Origin of the sequence: Bradyrhizobium ottawaense (assembly GCF_900099825.1) — a bacterium.
Classification (GTDB): domain Bacteria; phylum Pseudomonadota; class Alphaproteobacteria; order Rhizobiales; family Xanthobacteraceae; genus Bradyrhizobium; species Bradyrhizobium ottawaense_A.
Genome location: NZ_LT629693.1, coordinates 5,340,254 through 5,365,682, shown reverse-complemented (window position 1 = coordinate 5,365,682; position 25,429 = coordinate 5,340,254). Strand labels below are relative to the sequence as shown.

The window sequence follows — 25,429 nt, the reverse complement described above, 5'->3', positions numbered from 1 at the left end:
ACCATGCCTCCGGCGATCCCGATTGCGACCTACCGCCTGCAGCTTACGGCGGATTTCGACTTCGATGCCGCCGCCGCCGTGGTGCCCTATCTGGCGGCGCTCAGCGTCACGCACCTCTATGCCTCGCCCTTCATGAAGGCGGCCGAGGGCTCGACCCATGGCTACGACATCGTCGATCACACCAAACTCAACCCGGAACTCGGCGGCGAGGCCGGCTTTGAGCGGCTAAGCGCCGCGCTCAAACAGAACGATATCGGGCTGATCCTCGATTTCGTGCCCAACCATGTCGGCGTGCACTTTGCCGCCAATCCGTGGTGGCTGGACGTGCTGGAATGGGGCCCGGCTTCTCCGCACGCCGTTTCCTTCGACATCGACTGGGACCAGCTGCCCTATCGCGCCCGCGGCGGTGTGCTGCTGCCGATCCTCGGTACTTCCTATGGGCAGGCACTGGAAAGCGGCGACATCGAGCTGCGTTACGATCCCGGCGAAGGCAGCTTCTCGGCTTGGTATTTCGAGCACCGGCTGCCGATCGCGCCCGAGCGCTACAGCGAAGTTCTGCGGATGATCGTCCAGGAAGCCGCAGCCGAAGACAGCGCCGCCGGCAAACGCCTGCTTGCGCTTGCCTCGCGCTTCCGGGGACTGCGCCACCCGAACCGCCACGAGGCCCCGGCCTTCAAGGCCGAACTCAGGGCGATCGAAGGCGGCGCCAGCATCATCGACCGCGGGCTCTCGGCCTATCGCGCCGGACCGGACCGCGCGGCGCCGACGCTCTCGCTGCATCACCTGCTCGAGCGCCAGCATTACAGGCTCGGCCACTGGCGGCTTGCCTCCAGCGACATCAACTACCGCCGATTCTTCGACGTCAATACGCTGGCGGGATTGCGCGTCGAGGATGCCGGCACCTTCGACGCCATCCATACCCTGGTCAAAAGACTGATATCAGAGGACAGACTGCAGGGTTTGCGGCTCGACCACATCGACGGCCTGCGCGACCCCGCCCAGTATTTTCAGCGCCTGCGCCGGCTCGTCCGCGACGCCCAAGGCGCTCATCCGCGACCGTTCTACACGGTGATCGAAAAGATCCTCGGTGAAGACGAGAGGTTGCCCAAATTCAGCGGCGTCCACGGCACCACCGGCTACGAGTGGATGAACGTGATGACGCAGGTGTTGATCGACGGCAAAGGTCTCGGAGCGCTGGATGAGGTCTGGCGACAGCTCAGCAATCAGTCGCCAAAACTCGAACCGGTGCTGCGGGAGGCCAAACGCCGCGTGCTGGAAACCCTGCTGGCCAGCGAATTCACGGTGCTGTCGCGCCTGCTGGCGCGGATTGCGAGCGGGCATTATTCGACGCGCGATTATTCCGCCGACAGCCTGCGGCAGGCGCTCGAACTCTATGTGCTGCACTTTCCGGTCTATCGTACCTATCTCGCTTCCTCCGGCCCGACCGCGCATGACCGCGCGCTGATTTCGGAGACCCTCGAGAAGGCCCGCGCCGACTGGTTCGCCGCTGACGAAGGCCTCTTCGATTTTCTGCGCGACACCCTGACCATGGACCTGATCAAGCCCGGCCGCGCGGCCCACAGCGCGTCACGGGTCCGGCGCCTTGCCTTGAAGGTGCAGCAATTCACCGGGCCGCTGATGGCCAAGTCGCTCGAAGACACCGCGTTCTACCGCTATCACCGTCTGCTCGCTCTCAACGAGGTCGGTGGCGACCCGTCCGCGAAGGCGCTGCCGCTGCCAGCGTTTCACGCCATGATGTTGACGCGCGCGCGGGAATGGCCGCATGGCATGACCGCTTCCGCAACCCACGACACTAAGCGCGGCGAGGACGCGCGGATGCGGATCCTGGCGCTTGCGGAAATTCCGGGCGAATGGACCAGCGCCGTCGCCCGCTGGAAACTGCTCAACGCGCCGCATTTGGTGACCGAGGGCGACATGCGCGCCCCGTCCGCGACGTTCGAATACATGCTGTACCAGACCCTGCTGGGCGCGTGGCAGCCGGACGACGGCGTGTTTGTCGAACGCATCCAGGCCTATGCGTTGAAGGCAGCACGGGAAGGCAAGCAGGAGACGAGCTGGCTTAATCCCAACCCGGCCTATGAGGCGAGTTTGAAGACTTTCATCGATCGGATTCTGGATCGCTCGCAATCATCGGAATTTCTGGATTCGCTGCAAACGCTGGCGCGGCGGGTGGCGCTGCTCGGCGCCTTGAACTCGCTGAGCCAGCTCACGCTGAAGGCGACCCTACCGGGGGTGCCGGATTTCTATCAGGGCACGGAATTCTGGGATTTTTCGCTGGTCGACCCCGATAACCGGCGGCCAGTGGATTTTGCGGCGCGGGCCCGCGCGCTCGACGAAGTAGAGCAGCCGGATTGGCAGCAACTGACAAAGGATTGGCCCAGCGGCCATGTGAAGCTGGCCTGGACCCGGCGTCTCCTGAAACTACGAACAGAACTCGCCGACCTCTTCACCGACGGCGACTACGCCCCGCTGGAGGTGACCGGCACGCACCACGACCACTTCATCGCTTATGCACGGCGGCAAGGCCGCAAGGCGGCGATCATCGTCGTCCCCCGATACCTCGCAGCCTTCACCGATAAGGGCCGCGCGTGGCCGCTTGCGACGAGCATTGACGCCACGTTGAACGTAAAGGGCTATGCCGTCGAGGGTTTTGCCGACGCCGATGCCACGGAGTTGCGACTGTCAGACCTGCTGAAGAATTTTCCGGTCGCCGTCGTGAAAGCGGGCTATCACGGCGCCATCAAGCCGGCGCGGAAACGCCAGCTCGCATAGCCTCTGTATCAGCTCTTTTTGGTTAGCAGCAGATTGCCACGGTTACGGATCGCGGCCTGCGCCACTTCGGCGAAACGCTGCAGCAGCCACGGCAGCACGACTTCGACCCGCACATGATCGTCGGCAACATCGACATGGCCGGCCGCCGCCTGCCCCATCGCGCGCACGCGAAAGATCATGCGGCTGTCTTCCCAGCGTTCTTCGTCGACGCTGAGCATCGGCACGCTGGTGGCCGCGCGCGACAGCCCCGTCTTCAGGCGGCGCATCGCCTCCTCGCGTCCCAGGCTGTGCGGGATCGAAACAACAAGCGGTGCGGACATCGCGAAATCCTCTTCTGACACCAGCCTCATGTAATTCCACGGCTCTCGAAAGGAAGAGGCCCGCGCAATATCGCGGCGCAAAAGGCGGAACTTTCACAGTTCCCATGGGTTCTCCCGGCTGAAGGCAGCGACAACTTGACGCCTCACTGCCGGGCTGAGGAGGAATTCAATGTCAATCGGAACAATCATTCTTATCATTCTCGTCATCGCCCTGCTCGGCGGTTTCAGCGGCATTGGCGGCGGACCGTTCTACGGCACCGGTTATTACGGCGGTGGCGGCCTCGGCCTCGTGGTCGTGATCTTGCTGATCCTGCTGTTGCTCGGGAAGCTGTGAGCGCATCGAATGCTATTCGTCATGGCCGGGCTTGTCCCGGCCATCCACGTCTTTATCGCGGCGGCGGTGTTAAGACGTGGATGCCCGGGTTAAGCCCGGGCATGACGACTTACCTTCCGTCCACCCCTTGCAGCCTTTAAGCCTTTGACGCCAGCTTCTTCATCGCCGCCTTGATCGACGTCGCCGCGTCATCATAGCCCTGCCATGCCTTGGTCTTCGAAAGCAGCGCCGGCACCGTGCGAACGGTAAACTTCTTCGGATCGAGATCGCCGCGGACCTGCGTCCATATCAGCGGCATCGACACGGTCGCACCGGCGCGAGCGCGCGGCGACAATACCGCAACCGCGGTCGACAGACGGTCGTTGCGCAGGTAATCGAGGAAAATCTTTCCGTTGCGTAGCTTCTTCGACATGTTGAGCAGATAGCGAGCGGGATCGTCGTTCGCCATCCACTGGCAGACGCCTTGCGCGAAGGCCTTGGCTTGCTTCCAGTCCACTCGATCCCGGGCGCCATGCAGCAACGGCGTCACCACGTGCAGGCCCTTGCCGCCGGTGGTCTTGCAAAAGCTTTCGAGGCCCACGGCGGTCAACCGCTGCCGCATGTCTTTGGCCGCCTCGACCACCTCGGCAAAATCGACATCCGGCGCGGGGTCGAGATCAAACACCAGCCGGCCCGGCACGTCGGGGGCATCGGGCGCGCAATTCCAGGGATGCAGTTCCAGTCCACCGCTCTGCGCCACTGCTGCCAGCCCTTCGACCCGGTCGATCTGCAGATAGGGTTTGCGGTCGCCGGAGACTTTGGCCAGCGCCAGCAGCTTCGAACCACCCGGCATAGCGTGACGCTGAAAGAAGGTCTCGCCGCCGATGCCGTCGGGTGCGCGAAGTACCGAGCACGGCCGCCCCTTGATGTGGCCGATCATCCATTCGCCGACCGCCTCGAAGTAACGGGCGAGATCGAGCTTGGTCACCGGCTCGCCGTCACCACCGTCCGGCCACAAGGCCTTGTCCGGTTTTGAAATGGCGACGCCCATCACTTCGGTGGGGCTTTTCGCAGACGATTTGACGACGACGATCGAAGGTTTGGAAGTTGAAGGTTTGGCAGTCTTTTTCATCGACGGCTTCTCCGCTACCACCTCATCGGCCGGTTTGTCCTGACGCAACCCCTTGAACGCGGCCTGCCGGATATTGCCGTCGTCGGTCCAGCCGGCGAATTCGATCTCGGCGACCAGTTCGGGCTTCAGCCAATGCACGTCGCGGGTCTTTGCCGGCGCATCCTTGCCGCCGAACGGGCTTTTATCCGAAGCCGCTTTCTTCAACGCCGGCATAATGCGACGCACCGTGTCCGCGCCGTAGCCGGTGCCGACGATTCCGACATATTCCAGCTGCTTGCCGCGATACATGCCGGCCATCAGTGAACGGAATTTTTCGTTGGTGGTCTTCCAGCCGCCAAGCACGACCTCCTGCCCATTGCGGATCTTGGTCTTGGTCCAGCTCTCGGAGCGGCCGGAGCGATAGGGCGCACCGAGCTTCTTGGAAATAATGCCCTCCAGCGACATCGAGCGGGCCGATCGCATCATCTCGTCGCCGCGGACTTCGAAATGATCGACGTAACGAATCAGCTTGCTGCCGTTGTGCTTCTCCAGCAGGCGCTTCAGGCGCTCCTTGCGCTCCTGCAACGGTAACTCGCGCAGGTCCTCGCGGCCGTGAAACAGCAAATCGAACGCAAAATAGACAAGCGCGCTGGTCTTGCCTTCCGACAACGCCGCCTGCAGCGTCGAAAAATGCGGCACACCCTTGTCGTCGAGCGCGGCGATCTCGCCATCGATCAGCACGTCGGGAAACGATTCGGCTTCTTTCGCGATAGCGCTGAACTTGTCGGTCCAGTTCAGCCCCTTGCGGGTGTTCAGCGCGACCTCGCCATCCCCAACCCGCAATTGCACGCGGTAGCCGTCGAACTTGATCTCATGGCCCCAGCCGTCCGAATTCGGCGGCTTCTCGACTGACGTACACAACTGCGGCGCAACAAACTCGGGGATGGCCGCAATCTTCTTCGCTTTGGCAGCCTTCGCGGAAACTGGCGCAGCGGTCGCCGCCGCGGGCCGCGCGATCGATGCCTTGCCTTTGGCCCGCGCCTCGGCGGCCGTACCGCGGTTGGAGTGCCAGACCGCATCGGCCTTACCCTTGCCACCGGTCTTTCCGTTTCTGGCCAGCATGAACGGCTTTGGCGCCCTTCCCTTGCCCTCCGCAATCTGCGCCATCGACCGTCCCGATGCGACCGACCGGTCCTCCCCAAGGATCGATTCGCCCTCGCCTGGCCTGGCGAATTCGTCGCGGTGCTTGATCAGGAGCCAGTTGGTGCGCTTGCCGCCATAGCGGTCGCCTTTCATCCGCACCAGCACCCAGCTCCCGTGCAGCTTGTCGCCGTGCAGGGTGAACTTCAGGTCGCCTTTCTTGAAGCCACGGTCAGGGTCGTCGGATTCCCAGGTGCCGCGGTCCCAGAGCTGCACGGTGCCGCCGCCATATTCGCTGTCGGGAATGGTGCCTTCGAAATCGCCGTAATCGAGCGGGTGATCCTCGACCTCGACCGCCAGCCGCTTGTCGTGCGGATCGACCGAGGGGCCCCGCGTCACGGCCCAGGATTTGAAGACGCCATCGAACTCCAACCTGAGATCGTAATGCAGCCGCGTCGCGTCGTGCTTCTGGATCACGAAGCGCCGCTCTTTCGACGGGGCCACTTTGGCGTCGCCGGAAGGCTCCGCGGTCTTCTCGAAATCACGCTTCTTCCGGTAGGTGGAAAGGCTTTTCGGCGGCACGGGCAACCCTCAAAAATCAGGGCCGCGCGGCAGCCCGGAACGAAAACCAAGCATAGCCGTTGAAGTTCCCAAACCCAACCATGCCGGAGATCGTAAATGGCCTCCCCCCGCGCCTACTGGAAAGGCTCGCTCAAGCTTTCCCTCGTGTCCTGCCCGGTAGCGCTGTATCCGGCTTCAACGTCGGTCGAGAAGACCCGCTTCCACATGATCAACAAGGAGACCGGCAACCGGCTGAAGCAGCAGATGGTCGACGCCGAAACCGGCGACATCGTCGAAAGCGACCAGAAGGGCCGCGGCTATGAGTTGAAAAAGGGCGAATACGTCGAGGTCGAAAAGGAAGAGCTGGAAGCCGTCCAGATCGAGAGCAACCACACCATCGATATCGACAGTTTTGTGCCGCGCGACGAGATCGACAAGCGCTACCTCGACCACCCCTATTACATCGTGCCGGACGGCAAGGCCGGGATCGACGCCTTCGCCGTGATCCGCGACGCCATGAAGGATAAGGACCGCGTCGCGCTGGCGCGGATCGTGCTGACCAGCCGCGAACACGTCATCGCCATCGAGCCGCTCGGCAAGGGCCTCGTCGGCACCACGCTGCGCTACCCCTATGAATTGCGCGACGAGGGCGACTATTTCGACGACATCAAGAGCCCGAAGATCTCAAAGGACATGATCGAACTGGCAAGTCACATCCTCGATACCAAGGCCGCGCATTTCGATCCCTCCAAATTCAAGGACGAATACGAAAACGCTTTGAAGGCGCTGGTGCGTCGCAAGGCCTCCGGCAAGCCGGTGAAGGCGGTCGGGCGCGCGGAGAAGCCGGACAACGTGATCAACCTGATGGATGCGCTGAAGGCGAGCCTGAAGGGTGGGTCCGCCGGCAAGCGGCGCGCGCATACTGCGGCGCCGCGGCGGGCTCCTGCGCGCCGGGCAGCCAAGAAGGCGAATCGATCAGCGGCGCGGACGCGCAAGGCGGGATGAACCCCGTCATGCCCGGGCAAAAGCGCGAAGACGCGCTTCGCGCTTTTGCCCGGCCATGACGACAACTGGAAGCGTCCCTACTTCTTCGCCTTGCGCTTCGACTTCTTCGCCGTCTTCTTGGCCGTCTTGCGCTTCTTTACGGTTTTCTTCGCAGCCTTCTTCGGCACCTTCTTGCCCTCGGCGCGCGCTTCGGCCAGCCCGATCGCAATGGCCTGCTTGCGGCTGGTGACCTTCTTCTTGGAGCGGCCGCTCTTCAACGTCCCTGCCTTGCGCTTCTTCATTGCGCGCTCGACGTCGGCAGAAGCTTTCTTCGAATATTTTCGTGCCATGATGGATCTCCCGGTGAGGGGAAATAATGGCCGCGATATGGGAAAGTTCCCGATTCCCCAACCTGTCATCGCCCAGCCACAGATGCCGGTGCTCAAGCTGAAAGCCCGCGGCGTACTGGATGCCCCGCATTCGCGGGGCATGACAGCCGAGAAAACTAATCCCCCGCCCTCATTCGATACCCGATCCCCGTCTCGGTCAGTACGATCTGCGGCCGTTCCGGGTCGGCCTCGATCTTCTGCCGAAGCTGGCGGACATAGACGCGCAGATACTGCGCGTCGGTCAATTCGTCCCACAATTCCTTTAGCAGAAACCGGTGGGTCAGAACCTTGCCGGCGTGCTGCACCAGCACACGCAGCAGTTCGTATTCCTTCGGCGAGAGCTTGACCTCGCGGTCGCCGACCTTGACGATGCGGCGCACCAGATCGACCGAAAGATCGCCGGAGCGAAACACCGGCCGCTCGCCCTGCACCTGCAATTGATGCCGTAGCGCCGCGCGCATGCGCGCCAGCAGCTCATCCATCCCGAACGGTTTTGTCAGGTAGTCGTCGGCGCCAAGGTCGAGCGCCTGCACTTTGCCGGCTTCATCGCCCCGGCTCGACAGCACCACGATCGGCACGCTGTCGTTGCGGCCGCGGATCATGCGCAGCAGTTCGTGGCCCTGAATATCCGGCAAGCCCAGATCGAGGATGATCAGCGCCGGCTCCTCAGCGAGTTTTTCCAGCGCCAGCTTGCCGTTGGATGCTTCGAGGATGTCATAGCCCTGCGTGCTCAGCCCCATCCGCAACAATTTGCGGATCGGCGGCTCGTCGTCGATGACCAGAACCTTGATCGGGGTGGCATTCATGCGGCGGTATCCAGGGAATTTGACGCCACCGGTATCGGCAGCCGGATGGTCAGTACCGCGCCGCTGCGGTCGGCGCGATTGGCGGCCGTTATGGTGCCGTGCATGGCTTCGACGAAGCCGCGGGAAATCGCCAGGCCGAGCCCGGTGCCGGGGCGGACATGGTCGCCCTTCTGCGCGCGATAGAATTTGTCGAACACGCTTTCCAGCTCGCCCAGCGGAATGCCAGCGCCTTCGTCCAGGATCTGAAGCGCGATCTGTCCCTGATCGCGCATGGCCCGGACCGATATCGTGGTATCCGGGGCCGCGTACTTGGCGGCATTGTCCAGCAGATTGAACAGCACCTGTTCGAACAGCACGGCGTCGAGCTCCAGCATCGGCAGATCGGCCGCCAATTCAAGCAAGACCCTGTGATGCCCAAGAATCTTGCCGGCCCGGCGCAGCGCGCTGCCGACGATCTCGCTGAGGTCGTGCCGCGCGGTATTGGGCACGATCGCGCCGGATTCGAGCTTGGTCATGTCGAGCAGGTTGGCAATAAACCGGTTGAGCCGCTCGGACTCGTCGATCACGGTGGCGAGCAGATCGCGCTTCTCTTCGTCGGTCAGGCCGGCGTCGAGATCGCGGATGGTGGAGGCGGCGCCGAGCACCGAGGCCAGCGGCGTCTTGAGGTCATGCGAGATCGAGGTCAAGAGCGCGCCGCGCAGCCGGTCGGATTCCACCGTGCGCTTGACCCGGTCCATGTCCTCGACCAGCAGCACCCGCTCGATCGCGAGCGCGCCCTGATCGACCAGCGCATCCAGCAGCCGTCGCTGGTCCGGCGTCAGCAACGGTCCGGTACGGTCGTCGTCGATACCGATAACACCGATCGCGCCGCGCCCGGTTCGCATCGGCAGAAACAGCCGCTTGGCGCCGGGCAGCGTGTCCGAGCCGCGCCCGGCCGGGCGGTCGTTGTCCCAGGCCCAGTTGGCGGCGGCAAGATCGGCCTGGTCGAGCTGATCTTCCGGCGGATAGCCGGCCTTGACGGTCAGTACGCCCTCCTCCGGCAACAGCAGCACCACGCGCACCTTCAGCATCAGCGCGTTCTGGTAGGCGGTCGCCCATAGCACGTCGTCAAGCGTCGCGGTGCCCGCCAGCTTGCGGCTGAAGGCGTAGAGCGATTCGGTGGTGCGCACCCGGCCGATGGCGGTATCGGCCTGCGAACGCACCCTTGCCGCGACGTTCGACACCAATAGCGCAATCAGCATGAAGAAGAAGAACGCCGCGATATTGGTCGGATCGGTGATGGTGAAGGTATAGACCGGCGGCAGGAAGAAGAAATTGTAGCACAGCGACGCCACGACGCTCGCCAGCAGCGACGGCCACAGGCCATAACGCGCGGCGACGCTGACGACTGCGGTAAGAAACACCAGATCGACGTTCTCGATGCCGCCGAACAGCGGCTGGATCAGCGAAGCCGCGACAAGCCCGATCGCGACAAACAAAAGCGCCATCAGATAGGGCCGCGGGTTGAACGGCTCCGACCGCGCCGCGGTCTGCACCGCCGCCTTGGTCACGCCCTGTTCGTCGCCGGCGATGACGTTGACGCTGATGTTGCCGGAGCGCCGCACCAGATCGTGCACGACCGAGCCGCGCGTCAGTTCAAACCACCACGAGCGCGTCGATTTGCCGATGATGATTTGCGTCACGTTGTTGGCTTGCGCGAAATGGATGACGTCGTCGGCGATACGGCGACCGACGCCGGGAATCGTCAGCGCTTCAGCGCCGAGCGCTTCGGCCAGACGCATGGTATCGGCGAGCCGGTCGCGCTGTTCATCGGTCAATTGCAGGCTGCGCCGAGTCTCGATCGAGATCGCGGTCCAAGGCGCATGCAGCCGGTCCGCCAGCCGCTTGGTGTAGCGCACGAGGCCGGCCGCGCGCGGATCCTCACTCAGGCAAACCAGAATGCGTTCGCCCGCGGCCCAGGGCCCGGCGATGGCGTTGGCCTGCATATGGGTCAGCAACTGCTCGTCGACCCGCTCGGCGGTCCGCCGCAACGCCAGTTCGCGCAGCGCGGTCAGATTGCCCGGCGAGAAATAATGCTCGAGCGCCCGCTCGGCCTGTTTGGGGACATAGACCTTGCCTTCCTTCAACCGCTGGATCAGGTCGTCGGGCGTGAGGTCGATCAGCTCGATGGCGTCGGCGCGGTCGAACACCTTGTCCGGCACGGTCTCGCGGACCCGAACATGGGTGATCTGGGCCACCACATCATTGAGGCTTTCGATGTGCTGGATGTTGACCGCGGTATAGACGTCGATGCCATGGGAGAGCAGCTCTTCGACATCAAGATAGCGCTTGGGATGGCGGCTGCCCGGCGCGTTGGTGTGAGCGAGTTCGTCGACCAGCGCGATCTGCGGCCGCCGCGCGATCAGGGCATCGAGGTCCATCTCCTCGAGCGTCTGCTCCTTGTAGGTGAGCCGCTTGCGCGGCAGCACCTCGAGTCCCGCGAGCAGCGCTTCGGTCTCGGCCCGGCCGTGGGTCTCGACCACGCCGACCACGACATCGGCGCCCGCCTTCATCCGCGCATGCGCGCTCTGCAGCATCTCGTAGGTCTTGCCGACGCCGGGGGCGGCGCCGACGAAGATCTTGAGCTTGCCGGCGCGGCTTTCCTCGCGCCGGGCCGCTTCCAGCAAGGCTTCCGGAGAAGGACGTTGTTCGGAATCGCGGCGGGCTTGGACCATACGCCTATATAGTCCTCACCCGCCGCCCGGCCTAGATGGCCTCATTTGGCAGCTACCCGATCCAGCGCCAAATTCAGCGCCAAAACGTTAACTCTGGGTTCGCCGAGCAGGCCACCAAGCCGGCCCTGGCTGTTGGCCGTGACCAATTGGCGGACCTGATCTTCCGGCATGTTGCGGGCTTTCGCCACCCGCGGCACCTGGAATAGCGCCGCCTCGGGCGAAATATCGGGATCGAGCCCGCTACCCGATGTCGTGACCAGATCGACCGGGACACTGGCCGTCGGATTCTCCGCCTTCAATTTCTCGACGTCGTCCTTGATCCTGTCGTTCAGCGCCTTGCTGGTCGGCCCCAGATTGGAGCCGCCGGAATTGGCGGCGTTATAGGGCGCCGGCACGGTCTTGGTGGAATCGGCCGGGTCCGGCGCCGAGGTCGCGGAAGGACGGCCGTGGAAATATTTGTCGTCCTTGAATTCCTGCCCGATCAGGCTGGAGCCGATCACCTTGCCGTCCTTCTCGATCAGGCTGCCTTGCGCCTGCTTCGGAAAGATGACGCCGGCGATGGCGGTCATGGCGAGGGGATAGGCAAGGCCCGTGATCAGCGTCAGCAGGATCAGGATGAGAATGGCGGGGCGGATTTCTCTTAACATAACAAGTCTCCATTATTTCGTCATTGCGAGGAGCGAAGCGACGAAGCAATCCATTCTTTCTTTGCGGCGCTATGGATTGCTTCGCTTCGCTCGCAATGACGGATGCGGTTAAGCCAGGCCCAAGGCCGCGACGACGAGGTCGATGGCCTTGATGCCGATGAAGGGAATGATGATGCCGCCGAGCCCGTAGATCAAAAGGTTACGGCGGAGCAGCGCACCGGCGCCGACGGCGCGATAGGCCACGCCTTTCAATGCCAACGGGATCAACGCGATGATGATCAATGCGTTGAAGATGATCGCCGACAGGATTGCGCTTTGCGGGCTCGCCAGATGCATGACATTGAGCACCGCGAGTTGCGGGTAGAACGTCAGGAACATCGCCGGGATGATGGCAAAGTATTTCGCGACGTCGTTGGCAATCGAGAACGTCGTCAGTGCACCGCGCGTCATCAACAACTGCTTCCCGATCTCGACCACCTCGATCAGCTTGGTCGGGTTGGAATCGAGGTCGACCATGTTGCCGGCTTCGCGGGCGGCCTGCGTGCCGGTGTTCATGGCGACGCCGACATCGGCCTGGGCAAGCGCCGGAGCGTCATTGGTGCCGTCGCCGCACATCGCCACCAGTTTGCCCTTGGCCTGCTCGTCGCGGATCAGCTTCAGCTTGTCTTCCGGTGTCGCCTGAGCCAGGAAATCGTCGACGCCGGCTTCGGCAGCGATTGCGGCTGCCGTCATCGGGTTGTCGCCGGTGATCATCACGGTGCGGATGCCCATGCGGCGCAGTTCGGCAAAGCGCTCGCGGATGCCGCCCTTGACGATGTCCTTGAGGTGAACGACGCCGAGCAACTTGCCATCCTTGGCGACGGCGAGCGGCGTGCCGCCGGCCTTGGCGATCTCATCCGAAATCGCCTGGATTTCGCGCGCCGCCGCGGAGACGACACCGGTCTGCATGGCGCGCGCCGTGTTGCCGGACGCCACCGCACGATACTCACCGCCACCGTCGACATAGCTCAGGATCGCATCCACCGCGCCCTTGCGGACCGAGGACGCACCGGCGTCGATGCCGCTCATCCGGGTCTGCGCGGTAAAGGGAATGAAGGTCGCAGCCAGCTCCTTCATGTCACGGCCGCGAATGCCGTATTTCTCCTTGGCCAGCACCACGATCGAGCGGCCTTCCGGCGTTTCGTCGGCGAGCGAGGCAAGTTGCGCGGCATCCGCCAGTTCCTGCTCGGTGACGCCGAGCACGGGGCGAAACTCCGTGGCCTGGCGGTTGCCGAGGGTGATGGTGCCGGTCTTGTCGAGCAGCAAGGTATCGACGTCGCCGGCGGCTTCCACCGCGCGGCCGGACATCGCCAGCACATTGAAGCGCACCAGCCGGTCCATGCCGGCAATGCCGATTGCCGACAGCAGCGCGCCGATGGTGGTCGGGATCAGCGTCACGAACAACGCCACCAGCACCACCACCGAAATCGAGCCGCCGGCATAGGCCGCATAGCTCGGGATCGTCACGGTCGCGAACACGAAGATGATGGTCAGGCCCGCGAGCAGGATGTTGAGCGCGATCTCGTTCGGCGTCTTCTGCCGCTCGGCGCCTTCCACCAGCTTGATCATGCGGTCGATGAAGGTCGAGCCCTGGGCGGCCGTGATGCGGACGCGGATCCAGTCGGACAGCACCTGGGTGCCGCCGGTGACCGCCGAACGGTCGCCGCCGGATTCGCGGATCACGGGCGCGGATTCACCAGTGATCGCGGCCTCATTGACCGAAGCCACGCCTTCGATCACTTCGCCGTCGGACGGAATGTTGTCGCCGGCCTCGACCAGGACGATGTCGCCGACCTTGAGGCTGGTGCCGGACACCAGCTTATAGCTCTTGCCGGAACCCTCCAGCAGCTTGGCCTGGCTCTCGGTGCGGGTTTTCTTCAGCGACTCCGCCTGCGCCTTACCACGGCCCTCGGCAACGGCCTCGGCGAAATTGGCGAACAGCACCGTGAACCACAGCCACAGGATGATCTGGAACGTAAAGCCGAGGCTTCCGCCGTCGCCCATCACCAAATTGCGCAGGAAGATGACCGTGGTCAGCGCAGCCACGATCTCGACCACGAACATCACGGGGTTCTTGATCATCAACCGTGGATCGAGCTTGGTGAAGGCCGAACCAATGGCAGGCATCACAATCTTCGGATCGAGCATGGTCGATACCGGCATGCGCTTATTCGTTTTGACGACTTCCATGGACGTAGCTCCGAAATGAGTTCGATCAGAACAGGGTGTTGGCGTTCATCGCGAGATGCTCGACGATCGGCCCGAGCGCGAGCGCCGGGAAGAAGGTGAGACCGCCGATGATCAGGATGACGCCGACAACGAGCCCCACGAACAGGCCGCCGGTGGTCGGGAACGTACCCGCCGAGGCGGGATGCGATTTCTTCCCGGCCAGCGAACCCGCCAGCGCCATTGCCGGAATGATCATGAAGAACCGGCCGACGAACATCGAACTGGCGAGTGTCAGGTTGTAGAAGAAGGTGTTGCCGGTCAGACCTGCGAAGGCCGAACCGTTATTGCCGGTCGCCGAGGTATAGGCATAGAGAACCTCGGTAAACCCGTGCGGGCCGGAATTCGCCATCGACGCCACTGCCGACGGCAGCACGACGGCGACCGCGGTCCAGCCGAGATACATCAAGGGCAGCACCAGGATCGCGAGCATCGCCATCTTGACCTCGCGCGCCTCGATCTTCTTGCCGACATATTCCGGCGTGCGGCCGACCATCAGTCCGGCGACGAAGATCGCCAGCACCACGAACAGCAGCATGCCGTAGAGCCCGGCGCCGACGCCGCCGACGATGATTTCGCCGAGCTGCATGTTGATCAGCGGGATCATGCCACCGAGCGCGGTGAAGCTGTCATGCATGGCATTGACCGCACCGCAGGACGCCGCCGTGGTGACGACCGCAAACAAGCTGGAGGCGACGATGCCGAAGCGGACCTCCTTGCCTTCCATGTTGCCGCCGGAGAGCCCGAGCGCGCTCAGCGCCGAGGTACCATTGGCTTCTGCCCAGTAGGTGACGGTGACCCCGGCCAGGAACAGGACGCCCATCACGGCGAGGATGGCCCAGCCCTGGCGCTGGTTGCCGACCATGCGGCCGAACACGTTGGTCAGCGCCGCGCCGAGCGCGAAGATCGAGATCATCTGCACGAAATTCGACAGCGCGGTGGGGTTTTCAAAGGGATGCGCGGCGTTGGCGTTGAAGAAACCGCCGCCATTGGTGCCCAGCATCTTGATGGCGACCTGCGAGGCAACGGGGCCGACCGCGATGGTCTGCTTGGCGCCTTCCAGCGTGGTGGCGTCGACATAGGCGCCCAGCGTCTGCGGCATGCCCTGCCAAACCAGGAACAGCGTGTAGACGACGCAGATCGGCAGCAGCACATAGAGCGTGCAGCGCGTGACGTCGACCCAGAAGTTACCGATGGTTCGCATCGAGGAGCGCGAGAAGCCGCGGATCAGGGCGACCGCAAGCGCGATGCCGGTCGCCGCCGACAGAAAATTCTGGTGCGTCAGCCCCAGCATCTGCACCAGATAGGACAGCGTGCTTTCGCCGCCGTAGTTCTGCCAGTTGGTGTTGGTGATGAAGGAGATCGCGGTGTTGAAGGACAAGTCCTCAGCGACCGCGGATTGTTCGGCCGGATTGAACGGCAGCAACGCCTGCAGCCGCATCAGGCCGTAGATGATCAGGAAGCCGCCGACATGGAACAGCAGCATCGCGACCGCATAGGTCAGCCAATGCTGCTCGCGCCTCTCGTCGACGCCGCCGATCCAGTACAGCCCGCGTTCGACCGGACGCAGGACCGGTGAGAGGAATGTGCGCTCGCCGCTGAAGACGCGCGTCATGTACCAGCCGAGCGGTTTGACCAGCGCGACGACAACAGCGCAATAGAGAACGATCTGAGTCCAGCCAATGAATGTCATAGTCGGAGTCCTTCAGGAAAGTCTGGCACGCAGCAGCATGCGCAGAAGCGCAATCAGCAGCGCCGAAGTCACAACAAACGCGAGCACGATCTGGACCAGCGCGAGCATGGCGCGATCAGAACCGCTCGGGCCGCAGCAGGGCGTAGGTGAGGTAGAACAGCAGGCCCACCGAAACGAGGGCAGCGAGCGAATAATCGAAGGTCATGGTGCTCTCCTTCTCACAGCCGTTCGCAGGCATAGGCGTAACCTATGCCCACCACGAAGAAGCCGAGGCCTAGCGCCAGCATGACAATGTCCAGCATGGGATGTTCCTGTGCGACGTAAACCGCGGGCCAAACCAACGGCCGCGCTTTGATGGTGGTGAAGTGCCACTCTGCGCATAGGTTTTCGAGGCGGGAGGGGACGGGACGTTATAGGAATCTCATAAAGGCAACGACCTCCATGGGTGTCGTCCCTGCGAACGCAGGGACCCATACCGCGTGGCTCCCGCGATAGGGCTGAGCCGCAACGGCATTCGCAAAATAGGCATCGGTGGCTATGGGTCCCTGCGCCCCGTGCGCAATTGCGCACTAGGCAGGGACGACAGGAGCCATCTTTATGAAATCCCTATATCTCCGCCCCTCGCCTCCTCTCGTTTTCAAATGGCGTTTTCGCCACTTTGGCAGCGTGGCTGCAGTTTCAGCCGCGCTTCACGTGAGATATCGCCATGCTGCTCCCTTCCCAACATCAAAACCCCGCCGAACTCGTCGAGCGGCTTCATAACGCCGATGCTGTCACCGCCGACATCATCTCCGACGTCATCCGCGAGACATGCCGGCGCTTTCCCTCGCTCGGGCAAAGCGAAAAGTCCTTTCGCCTCGAACGGCTGCTCGAATCGGGTGCCTGGACCGATGCGGCCCTCGCTCTGATCGACCTGGAGCTCCCGCAATGGCAATTGCGCCGGATCGCCTATGACGAGGGCGAATGGCATTGCGCGCTGTCACGCCAGCGCGAGCTTCCCGACTGGCTCGATTCAGCGATCGAAGCCCGCCATGCCGATCTTGCGCTCGCCCTGCTGAGCGCGTTTGTCGAAGCCCGCCGGATAGCCGCTCCGACAATCCAGACCAGCGTGCCGGCCGTGCCGCAGGATGCCAACCCGATGTACGAGCCGGTGCTCTGCGACAACCTCGGTTGAGCGCGATCTCGTGGCGGCACCAAACGGCCTGATGGTATCCGATGACTACCAACGTCAAGTCTGTTCAGGTCGCGGCACGATTTGTCCTGCGAATACTGATTCTCGTGAGCTTCGCCGCGTTCGGAAATCCGGACTTCGGTCGAAGTTTTGCGGCGCTTCTGCTTCTGAGCGTTGTTCTCTGCGTCGTTACCGGAATCAAGCGACATGAAAGCATGTTCGCCCGCACGCTGACGCATTGGGACGAGGCCGCCGCCTATGCTCTGCTCTACGCCTTGACCGCCACGATCAACCAGGCGTGGTCCTGAACACCGGATAGTGCGGGCCTCGTACGTTCCGATTCCCTACATCTCTCCTATGAAATCGACGCCGCCGCACGCTCGCATTCATATGAGACCTCGTCTGATATCTGAGTTGTTGCGCAAACGTAAGACGATAGCCTCAGCGCAACAAACCTGGAGAAGTGTCGTGAAGAAACTCGATGAGCCGCCATCCTGCAACGCGCACCTTGTGATCATCGGCCGCAACAGCCAGGGTGACTGGGTTGCCCAGGAGCAGAACGGACTGTTCGGTGGCCTTTTCGTCAACCGCGCGCAAGCGATGAAATATGCGCTGTTCGAGAACGGCGATCATCCCGCAACCATCGTTCTGACAAGCAACATTGTCGAGCTCGACATGCATCGCAAGGCGCAGCCCTCTCCTTTGACGGTTGAGGCTGACGAGAGCTCTCGCCAGACCAGGGCCGCCTAGGCGTTCCATGACCCTCCATCAGCCCATGCATTGGCTTGGCGGCTTTATTGCCGACCTTCCGACACCGTTCGACGATGGCGACCGAGTCGACTGGCCTGCGTTCGAGACGTTGTGTGAGCGCCAGATCGGATCTGGCGCGACGGCAATCGTCGTCGGCGAGACCATGGGCGAGGACTCGACACTCGGCCGCGACGAGCACGAAGAAATCGTTGCCGCGGCGGTCGATATCGCCCGCGGCCGGGTAGCCGTCATCGCCGGCGCCGGTTCGAACGCGACCGGCCAGGCGATGGAACTGACGACGATGGCCGAGGCCGCCGGCGCCGACGCGATACTGTCCGTCGTGCCGTACTACAACAAGCCGATGCAGGCGGGTATCCTGGCTCATTTCCAGGCCATTGTGGGCGTGACCGGCCTTCCGGTCATTCTGCACGATGTCCCCTCACGCACCATGCGGGAAATCTCCGACGAGACCATCGTCCGGCTATCGGAATCGAGGCAGTTCATCGGCCTGAAGGACGCAACGGGAAGCGTCGCGCGGCTGATGCGCCTGAAGCCGACGCTGCCGCCGATGTTTCGATTTCTGTCCGGAGATGACGCGACCACGCCGGCCTATCTGGCAAGCGGCGGGAACGGTTGCATTTCGATGGTTGCCAACCTTTTTCCGGAACTCTGCCACGGAATTTACGAAGGCTGCATGAAAAGTCACATCCCGGTCTCGGAAGGATTATCGGCTCGCATTGCTGCGTTGGTGACCGCGCTTTCGGCAGATTCAGAGGTCGCCGCCCTGAAATACGGCCTAAGCTGTTTGGGGTTGGTGAAGCCCGCTGTGCGGCTGCCGCTTGTCGAGCTCGGAGATGACGCACGAAAGGCAGTCGCATTGGCGATGACGGCGCTCTGTGAAGATAAGGTGTCCGCGGATGCCAGTCCCCGCCGGCTCGCGATGAGCTGAGCCGGCAGACCTATTGCCGCGCTACCAGCGTGCAGGATGATCCTGCAGGTATTTTTCTCGCCATTTCGGCCCGGGTCCGCGCATGTAATGGGCTTCTGGTCGATATCGCAGTGGCCCTGCGACATGACCGGCCACGAATCCGAAGAGCGCGAGCGCCGCCTTCCGCAGCGTCGAGCCAAAAGTAGCGATCGTAGTCCAGAAAATCGACGTCATAGGCTCTTACTCACGTTATCTGGAAGGCGAACGGTCTTGATCGGCGACAAATCGATCGCCCTCCAGCCTGACCGATGGATAGCGAACCCCGCGGATGCTCAGCTCACGGGCAAGCCGCCGCAGCTTGGCCTCGGCAATGATCCTGAGCATGGCACCGAAGAAGCGCCTCACCCCGCGAGCGCTTCGGCCAGTTGTGGCGCGAACGGGCTTTGCAGCCATTCTTCCGAAACGATAGTCGACGCGCGCTGAGTGTATCATCTTCCGTCTCCAACGCGGCCCTGTGCCGCCTGCTGGAAAGATGAGTCGGACGGCATTTGAATTCGAGAGCAGCATTCCCGCTTTCCCATAGGAACGACATAAGCACGGCATTCGACTGCAGCGCCTCATGACGAGGCCGCAATCCACTATGCCGTCCCTATACGACGTGCCGTTCGGCCGTCTCGAATTCATATGGCGCACGGACCTACATGCATTCGGGCGCCACCGGTGGCCCGCACTGGCTTTGGGACGGCATTTTCGATGAGCACGATGACCTGCAGCGACGACCTTCTCGGAAGCAGAACTGGACAAGAACAATCGATCGCAACGCGCGCATCGCCTGTTCACAATGAGCCGCAGCACGCCGCAGACACGCCATTTCTGCGTCCCGGCCCCGAAGACCTCAGCGAGGCCATTCCGGTGTTTTTCATCGGCCGCAACAAGGACGGCCACTGGGTCGCGCGGGGCGCCGACGGAAAATCCGGCGGGCTGTTCTGGCGCAAGCAGGCCGCCATTCGCTTTGCCACGCGAAGCGCGTGGCCGGCACGATGCGCGACGATATTCCCGGCCGACAACATTGAGCTCGACCTGGAAAACCAAGGCAATCCGCTGCTGGCCCACACGGAAGTCACACGAATGTTACGAAGCGTCAGTGCCGCCATCTACGTTTCGCTAATGATGGCTGTCCTTGCCGGTACGATCGCGCTGAAGACCGGAATATTCCTGTCCCGCCTGAATTATTGACTGAATTCTTGACTTGGGCGGATGGTATCCCGAAGCGACGAAGCCTTTACCTGCCGTCCGTTCACCCTTACGATGCCACCGGCAGCGAGCGCCGTTGCCCGGATCATTGCGCCAAAGGCCAGGGTCTTTCCGTCACGCCCTCTGTTATTGACGCAACCATGAACTCTACCAGCGCGAACCTTTCCGGAATCCTGGATCGCATTCTCAACACGGCAGCCGACAACCTGCGGTTCGCAAAGATCCTGGTTCAGCTGGGTCTCGATCCCAACAACATCACCTACGACGCCCTGTTCAATCGTCTTCTGGAAATCCTGCTGGCGAACATCACGCTCGCCAACATGTTTGCTTTGGTGGGCGCGGTGTTCTTTGTCGCCACGCTGCTGACGCACACGATGGTGCCGTTGCGCGTCGCCAACATGGTCGGCTGCACCTGTTTCGCCGCCTTCGGCGCGCTCTCCGGCGACATCAAGACCTTTCTGTTGTATCTGCTGCTGCTGCCCATCAACGGGCTTCGCCTTCATCAGATGCTCAACCTGGTCAGGAAGGCGCGTGCCGCCACGGCGGGCGACATGTCGATGGAATGGCTGAAGCCGTTCATGACCACGCGCAAATATCGCAAGGGCGAGATTCTGTTCAAGAAGGACGACCCGGCACAGGACATGCTGCTGACGGTCACCGGCCAATTTCTGGTCAAGGAGATCGGCGTCGCGGTACCGCCGGGACGCCTGATGGGCGAACTCGGCTTCCTGTCGCCGGATAACCGGCGCACGGCGACGATCGAATGCACCGAAGACGGTCAGGTGCTGACCATCACCTACGAGAAGCTGCTCGAGATCTACTTTCAGAACCCGCAATTCGGGTATTATTTTCTGGTCCTGACCAGCCAGCGCCTGCTGGAAAACATCGCGCGGCTCGAAACCATTGTGGCGGAGAACAAGGCCGCGGAGCGGGCCGCCGCGGCGGCCCGCACCAACTGAGCATCGCCGCTTCCGCTAGAGCGTTTTCGAGCGAAGTGGACGCCGGTTCGCGTAAAGAAAACGCGTCAAAACAAGAGAGTAGAGCCCGGTTCAATCAGAACCGGTAAGGCTCTAGGCTTACTCCGCCGCGCTGCGGATCTCGGCCTTTTCGGCGCGCACGGCGCAGAACTTGAATTCGGGAATCTTGCCGAACGGATCGAGCGCCGGATTGGTCAGGAGATTTGCCGCCGCCTCCGCGTAGCAGAACGGCATGAACACCATGTTCTCCGGCACGTCGCGGTCGGAGCGCACCTTGACCTCGACCGCGCCGCGGCGGGTTTCCAGCCGGATGAAATCGCCGGGCCACACGCTGAGCCGCCGCATGTCCTTTGGCGACATGAAGGCCACCGCCTCCGGCTCGATCTGGTCGAGCACGCTGGCGCGGCGGGTCATCGAGCCGGTGTGCCAGTGCTCGAGCACGCGTCCCGTCGACAGCACCATCGGATATTCGTCGTCGGGCACCTCGTCCGGCGCGATCACCTTGGCCGGCACGATCTTGCCGCGACCGCTCTCGGTCGGGAAACCGGTGGTGAAAATGATCTCGTTGCCGGGCTGATCGGAGGCGTCGACCGGATAGGTCACCGCCCCCTCGCGCACCAGGCGATCCCAGGTGATGTTCTGCAGCGACGGCATCACCTGCGTCATCTCGGTGAACACCTCACCCGGACCGTCGTAGTTCCAGGGCAGGCCCATGCGCTTGGCGATTTCCTGGATGATCCAGAGATCCTGCCGCGCATCACCGGGCGGCTTGATCACCTCGCGCGCCAATTGCACGCGGCGGTCGGTGTTGGTGAAGGAGCCGGATTTCTCCGCGAACGCCGAGGCCGGCAGGATCACGTCGGCATGGAATGCCGTTTCGGTGACGAACAGATCCTGCACCACCAGATGATCGAGTTTCGCCAGCGCCTCGCGCGCATGCTGCAGGTCGGGGTCCGACATCGCGGGGTTTTCGCCCTCGATATACATGCCGGTGATCTCGCCGGCATGGATCGCGTTCATGATCTCGACCACCGTCAAGCCACGAACCGGATCGAGGTCCTGATGCCAGAGCTTTTCGAAGGGTTCGCGCAGATCGGTGCGGCCGACCGGCTGGTAGTCCGGCAGGAACATCGGAATCAGGCCGGCGTCGGAGGCGCCCTGCACGTTGTTCTGGCCGCGCAGCGGATGCAGGCCGGTGCCGGGACGGCCGATCTGGCCGGTGATCAGCGCCAGCGCGATCAGGCAGCGCGCATTGTCGGTGCCGTGGATGTGCTGGCTGATGCCCATGCCCCAGAAAATCAGCGACGCGCGCGACCGCGCATACATCCGCGCCACTTCCTTCAGGGTTTCGGCCGGGATACCGCAGATGGCTTCCATCTTTTCCGGCGGGAAATCCTTGATGCGCTCGGCGAGTTCGTCGAAGCCCTCGGTATAGCCCGCGATATATTGCTGGTCGGTCAGCCCTTCGGTGATGATGGTATGCAGCATCGCGTTCAGCATCGCGACGTCGCTGCCGGCCTTGAACTGCAGATGCTGATGGGCATGGCGCGACAGCGACTGCTTGCGCGGGTCTATCACGATCAGCTTGGCGCCGCGCTGGGCCGCGTTCTTGATGTAGGTCGCCGCGACCGGATGGTTGACGGTCGGATTGGCGCCGATCACGATGATGACTTCGGCATCCATGGCGGCGGCGAACGGCGCCGACACCGCGCCGGAATTGAGGCCTTCCATCAGCGCCGCCACCGACGAGGCGTGGCACAGCCGGGTGCAGTGATCGACATTGTTGGAGCCGAACCCGGTGCGCACCAGCTTCTGGAACAGATAGGCCTCCTCGTTGGAGCCCTTGGCCGAACCGAAACCGGCCAGCGCCTTGACGCCCTTCTCGTCGCGGATCCTGACGAGGCCTTTCGCCGCGACATCCAGCGCCTCTTCCCACGACGCTTCGCGGAAATGCGTGAACGGATTGGCCGGATCGACCTGGTCGTTGGAATCCTTCTTCGCGTTCGGCAGCCGCACCAGCGGTTTGGTCAGGCGATGCGGGTGGTGGATGTAGTCGAAGCCGAAGCGTCCCTTGACGCAGAGCCGGTTGTGATTGGCCGGACCGTCGCGGCCTTCGGCGTAGATGACCTTCTCGTCCTTGACCTGATAGGTGACCTGGCAGCCGACGCCGCAGAACGGGCACAGCGAATCCACTTTCCTGTCCGCGTAGGTGACGCGGGTCTGGTTCTCGTCGAGCATCACCGACGGCATCAGCGCGCCGGTCGGACAGACCTGCACGCACTCGCCGCAGGCCACGCAGGTGGACTCACCCATCGGATCGTCGAAGTCGAACACGATTTTCGACCCGTGGCTGCGATACGCCATGCCGATGACGTCGTTGACCTGGACCTCGCGGCAGGCGCGCACGCACAGCCCACACTGGATGCAGGCGTCGAGATTGACGCTCATCGCCGGATGGCTGTTGTCGCCATGCCAGCGCTCGGCCGCCGGAAAGCGGCTCTCGGTCACCTCGACCTTCTCGGCCCAGTGCCAGAATTTCGAATCGGGATCGTGCGAGGTCGCACGCGCCGGCTGGTCGGCGACCAGCAGCTCCATCACCATCTTCTGCGCCGAGACCGCACGCGCGCTCTCGGTCTTCACCTTCATGCCAACGCTCGGCGTCCGCTTGCAGGACGCCGCCAGCACGCGCTCGCCCTCGATCTCGACCATGCAGGCGCGGCAGTTGCCGTCGGGCCGGTAGTCGGGCTCGGGCGAATAGCAGAGATGCGGGATCTCGCGGCCTTGGCGCTTTGCAACTTGCCAGATGGTCTCGCCGGCATTGGCTTCGACCTGCTTGCCGTCGAGTTCGAACTGGATTTTGGTCATTCCGCCGCTTCCTTGAACTCGTCGGGGAAGTATTTGATCACGGATGTTAGCGGATTCGAGGCCGCCTGCCCGAGGCCGCAGATCGACGCATCGCGCATCGCCTGGCTCAACTGGTCCAGCAATTCGCGGTTCCACACCGGCTTTTCCATCAGGATCGCCGCCTTCTGGGTACCGACCCGGCACGGCGTGCACTGGCCGCAGCTCTCATCCTCGAAAAAGCGCATCAGGTTCAGCGCCGCACCCCTCACGCTGTCCCGGTCGGACAGGATGATGACCGCGGCCGAGCCGATGAAGCAGCCGTATTTTTCCAGCGTGCCGAAATCGAGCGGAATGTTGTCCATCGCCGCCGGCAGGATGCCGCCCGACGCGCCGCCCGGCAGATAGGCGTGGAATTTGTGTCCATCCGCCATGCCGCCGCAGAACTCGTCGATCAGCTCCCGCACGGTGATGCCGGCCGGCGCCAGCTTCATGCCGGGATTCTTGACGCGGCCCGAGACCGAATAGCTGCGCAGACCATGACGGTCGTTGCGGCCATGGCCCTTCCACCAGTCGGCGCCCTTCTCGACGATGTCGCGCACCCACCACAGCGTCTCGATATTGTTGATCAGCGTCGGCAGCCCGAACAGCCCGACCTGGAACGGATAAGGCGGCTTGTGCCGCGGCAGGCCGCGCTTGCCCTCGATGCTTTCCAGGAGCGAGGATTCCTCGCCGCAGATATAGGCGCCGGCGCCGCGACGCATGTGCAGCACCGGGCCATCAGGAGGAAGCTTGGCAATTTCGCGTTCGAGGATTTCGCGCGAAGCCGGATATTCGTCGCGCAGATAGATGTAGACGTCGGTCGCCTCGACCACATGCGCGCCGATCAGCATGCCCTCGAGAAAGCGATGCGGATCGGATTCGAGGTAATAGCGGTCCTTGAAGGTGCCGGGCTCGCCCTCGTCGCCGTTGACCGCCATCAGCCGCGGACCGGGTTCGCCGATCACCGAACGCCATTTGCGGCCGGTGGGAAATCCGGCGCCACCGAGCCCGCGTAGCGACGCATCGTCGAGCGCCTTCAGCAGATCTTCCTTCGACAGCGCACCGGAGCGCAGCCTGTTCAGCAGCGCATAACCGCCGCCGGCAACATAGGCGTCGTAGCCCACATAGTTGGGCAGATGCGCATGGGTCTCGCCGGCCTTGGCCGCGGCAAGCACATTGGCCACGGTCGCATGATCGACGAAGTGATGCCCGACTTCGGCCGCAGGCGCGGTATCGCAGCGGCCGACGCAGGGCGCGCGCACCACGCGGATGCGCGGGCCGGCCTTGTCCTGCAGTTGATCCAGCAGCGCTTCCGCGCCCAGCATGGCGCAGGTGAGCGAGTCGCAGACGCGAATGGTGAGCGGCGCGATATCGGGCTCGCCTTCCTTCACCACGTCGAAATGCGCGTAGAAGGTGGCGGTCTCGAACACTTCGGCAAACGACAGCTTCATCTCGTCGGCGAGCGCTGCGAGATGCGCCGCCGTGATCTGGCGGTACTTGTCCTGGATCAGGTGCAGATGCTCGATCAGGAGGTCGCGGCGCCGCGGCCGGTCGCCGAGCAGAAGCTCGATTTCATGGGCAGCCGTCGGGTCGACCTGCCGGCCCTTCGGCGTCGACTTGGCTCGTTTCCGCCCTGCGCCCGGGTGCTCGAATTGGCGGACTTTTTGTGCGTCGTGGACCATCGCGTATCGACCTTGTCCAATTTGGATCAATTCTAGACCGTGGCATGC

22 protein-coding genes are annotated in these 25,429 nt (G+C 63.1%); 10 read left to right on the top strand and 12 right to left on the bottom strand.

Features of this window, described 5'->3' with window-relative positions:
* Nucleotides 1–3 precede the first annotated feature (3 nt).
* Entirely contained in the window at nucleotides 4–2,793 is a 2,790-nt protein-coding gene (gene treY / locus BLR13_RS25005) for a malto-oligosyltrehalose synthase (RefSeq protein WP_074818365.1), read from the top strand.
* Nucleotides 2,794–2,801: 8 nt separating this feature from the next.
* On the opposite strand, the gene BLR13_RS25000 is transcribed toward treY, so the two are convergent.
* Nucleotides 2,802–3,113, bottom strand: coding sequence for a polyhydroxyalkanoic acid system family protein (locus BLR13_RS25000; protein WP_074831132.1), 312 nt, complete (start codon nucleotides 3,111–3,113; stop codon nucleotides 2,802–2,804).
* Nucleotides 3,114–3,282: 169 nt separating this feature from the next.
* Here BLR13_RS25000 and BLR13_RS24995 point away from each other — a divergent pair, with 169 nt between their 5' ends.
* Nucleotides 3,283–3,447 (top strand): DUF3309 family protein, encoded by a 165-nt coding sequence (locus BLR13_RS24995; RefSeq protein WP_074818367.1) that lies wholly within the window; start codon nucleotides 3,283–3,285, stop codon nucleotides 3,445–3,447.
* A gap of 136 nt (nucleotides 3,448–3,583) precedes the next feature.
* Here BLR13_RS24995 and ligD read toward each other — a convergent pair whose 3' ends face one another.
* Nucleotides 3,584–6,259 carry a DNA ligase D gene (ligD, locus tag BLR13_RS24990; protein WP_091977602.1) on the bottom strand — a complete coding sequence of 892 codons (2,676 nt, stop codon included), beginning with the start codon at nucleotides 6,257–6,259 and terminating at the stop codon, nucleotides 3,584–3,586.
* 96 nt (nucleotides 6,260–6,355) lie between these two features.
* On the opposite strand from ligD, the gene BLR13_RS24985 reads away from it, so the two are divergent.
* Nucleotides 6,356–7,243, top strand: coding sequence for a Ku protein (locus BLR13_RS24985; protein WP_074818374.1), 888 nt, complete (start codon nucleotides 6,356–6,358; stop codon nucleotides 7,241–7,243).
* Nucleotides 7,244–7,320: 77 nt separating this feature from the next.
* Here BLR13_RS24985 and BLR13_RS24980 read toward each other — a convergent pair whose 3' ends face one another.
* The 8 genes from BLR13_RS24980 to BLR13_RS42275 all read right to left on the bottom strand — a co-directional run bounded on the left by BLR13_RS24980 (nucleotide 7,321) and on the right by BLR13_RS42275 (nucleotide 16,077).
* The gene (locus tag BLR13_RS24980; protein ID WP_074818377.1) at nucleotides 7,321–7,572 is read right to left on the bottom strand and encodes a DUF6496 domain-containing protein; all 252 of its coding nucleotides are present in this window, start codon (nucleotides 7,570–7,572) and stop codon (nucleotides 7,321–7,323) included.
* A gap of 155 nt (nucleotides 7,573–7,727) precedes the next feature.
* Nucleotides 7,728–8,417, bottom strand: coding sequence for a response regulator transcription factor (locus BLR13_RS24975; RefSeq protein WP_074818381.1), 690 nt, complete (start codon nucleotides 8,415–8,417; stop codon nucleotides 7,728–7,730).
* Nucleotides 8,414–11,131, bottom strand: a complete 2,718-nt coding sequence (locus BLR13_RS24970) for a sensor histidine kinase (RefSeq protein ID WP_074818385.1) — start codon at nucleotides 11,129–11,131, stop codon at nucleotides 8,414–8,416. The genes BLR13_RS24975 and BLR13_RS24970 overlap by 4 nt, the downstream gene beginning before the upstream one ends.
* A 41-nt stretch (nucleotides 11,132–11,172) precedes the next feature.
* Nucleotides 11,173–11,778: a K(+)-transporting ATPase subunit C gene (locus BLR13_RS24965; RefSeq protein ID WP_074818387.1), complete on the bottom strand. Its 606-nt coding sequence runs from the start codon at nucleotides 11,776–11,778 to the stop codon at nucleotides 11,173–11,175.
* Nucleotides 11,779–11,886: 108 nt separating this feature from the next.
* On the bottom strand, nucleotides 11,887–14,007 hold the full coding sequence (kdpB, locus tag BLR13_RS24960; RefSeq protein ID WP_074818392.1) for a potassium-transporting ATPase subunit KdpB: 2,121 nt from the start codon (nucleotides 14,005–14,007) through the stop codon (nucleotides 11,887–11,889).
* Between the two features lie 25 nt (nucleotides 14,008–14,032).
* Nucleotides 14,033–15,736: a potassium-transporting ATPase subunit KdpA gene (kdpA, locus tag BLR13_RS24955; RefSeq protein ID WP_074818395.1), complete on the bottom strand. Its 1,704-nt coding sequence runs from the start codon at nucleotides 15,734–15,736 to the stop codon at nucleotides 14,033–14,035.
* 115 nt (nucleotides 15,737–15,851) lie between these two features.
* Nucleotides 15,852–15,941, bottom strand: coding sequence for a K(+)-transporting ATPase subunit F (locus BLR13_RS24950; RefSeq protein ID WP_074818397.1), 90 nt, complete (start codon nucleotides 15,939–15,941; stop codon nucleotides 15,852–15,854).
* 13 nt (nucleotides 15,942–15,954) lie between these two features.
* Nucleotides 15,955–16,077 (bottom strand): hypothetical protein, encoded by a 123-nt coding sequence (locus tag BLR13_RS42275; protein WP_283806896.1) that lies wholly within the window; start codon nucleotides 16,075–16,077, stop codon nucleotides 15,955–15,957.
* Nucleotides 16,078–16,442: 365 nt separating this feature from the next.
* Here BLR13_RS42275 and BLR13_RS24945 point away from each other — a divergent pair, with 365 nt between their 5' ends.
* The 7 genes from BLR13_RS24945 to BLR13_RS24920 all read left to right on the top strand — a co-directional run bounded on the left by BLR13_RS24945 (nucleotide 16,443) and on the right by BLR13_RS24920 (nucleotide 20,798).
* A complete protein-coding gene (locus BLR13_RS24945) occupies nucleotides 16,443–16,910 on the top strand; it encodes a hypothetical protein (RefSeq protein WP_074818399.1) in 468 nt (155 codons plus the stop codon).
* A gap of 41 nt (nucleotides 16,911–16,951) precedes the next feature.
* A complete protein-coding gene (locus tag BLR13_RS24940) occupies nucleotides 16,952–17,215 on the top strand; it encodes a hypothetical protein (RefSeq protein WP_074818402.1) in 264 nt (87 codons plus the stop codon).
* Nucleotides 17,216–17,375: 160 nt separating this feature from the next.
* Nucleotides 17,376–17,657: a hypothetical protein gene (locus tag BLR13_RS24935; RefSeq protein ID WP_074818405.1), complete on the top strand. Its 282-nt coding sequence runs from the start codon at nucleotides 17,376–17,378 to the stop codon at nucleotides 17,655–17,657.
* Between the two features lie 7 nt (nucleotides 17,658–17,664).
* Nucleotides 17,665–18,606 (top strand): 4-hydroxy-tetrahydrodipicolinate synthase, encoded by a 942-nt coding sequence (gene dapA / locus BLR13_RS24930; RefSeq protein WP_091976723.1) that lies wholly within the window; start codon nucleotides 17,665–17,667, stop codon nucleotides 18,604–18,606.
* Nucleotides 18,607–18,855: 249 nt separating this feature from the next.
* Nucleotides 18,856–19,068 carry a hypothetical protein gene (locus BLR13_RS40365; protein ID WP_143039671.1) on the top strand — a complete coding sequence of 71 codons (213 nt, stop codon included), beginning with the start codon at nucleotides 18,856–18,858 and terminating at the stop codon, nucleotides 19,066–19,068.
* 270 nt (nucleotides 19,069–19,338) lie between these two features.
* Nucleotides 19,339–19,821, top strand: coding sequence for a hypothetical protein (locus tag BLR13_RS24925; protein WP_074818410.1), 483 nt, complete (start codon nucleotides 19,339–19,341; stop codon nucleotides 19,819–19,821).
* A gap of 158 nt (nucleotides 19,822–19,979) precedes the next feature.
* Nucleotides 19,980–20,798: a Crp/Fnr family transcriptional regulator gene (locus BLR13_RS24920; RefSeq protein WP_074818411.1), complete on the top strand. Its 819-nt coding sequence runs from the start codon at nucleotides 19,980–19,982 to the stop codon at nucleotides 20,796–20,798.
* A 117-nt stretch (nucleotides 20,799–20,915) separates the two neighbouring features.
* Here BLR13_RS24920 and fdhF read toward each other — a convergent pair whose 3' ends face one another.
* A complete protein-coding gene (gene fdhF / locus BLR13_RS24915) occupies nucleotides 20,916–23,681 on the bottom strand; it encodes a formate dehydrogenase subunit alpha (protein ID WP_079585977.1) in 2,766 nt (921 codons plus the stop codon).
* Entirely contained in the window at nucleotides 23,678–25,381 is a 1,704-nt protein-coding gene (locus tag BLR13_RS24910; protein ID WP_074818414.1) for an NADH-ubiquinone oxidoreductase-F iron-sulfur binding region domain-containing protein, read from the bottom strand. Before BLR13_RS24910 ends, fdhF begins: the two co-directional genes overlap by 4 nt.
* Between the last annotated feature and the right edge of the window lie 48 nt (nucleotides 25,382–25,429).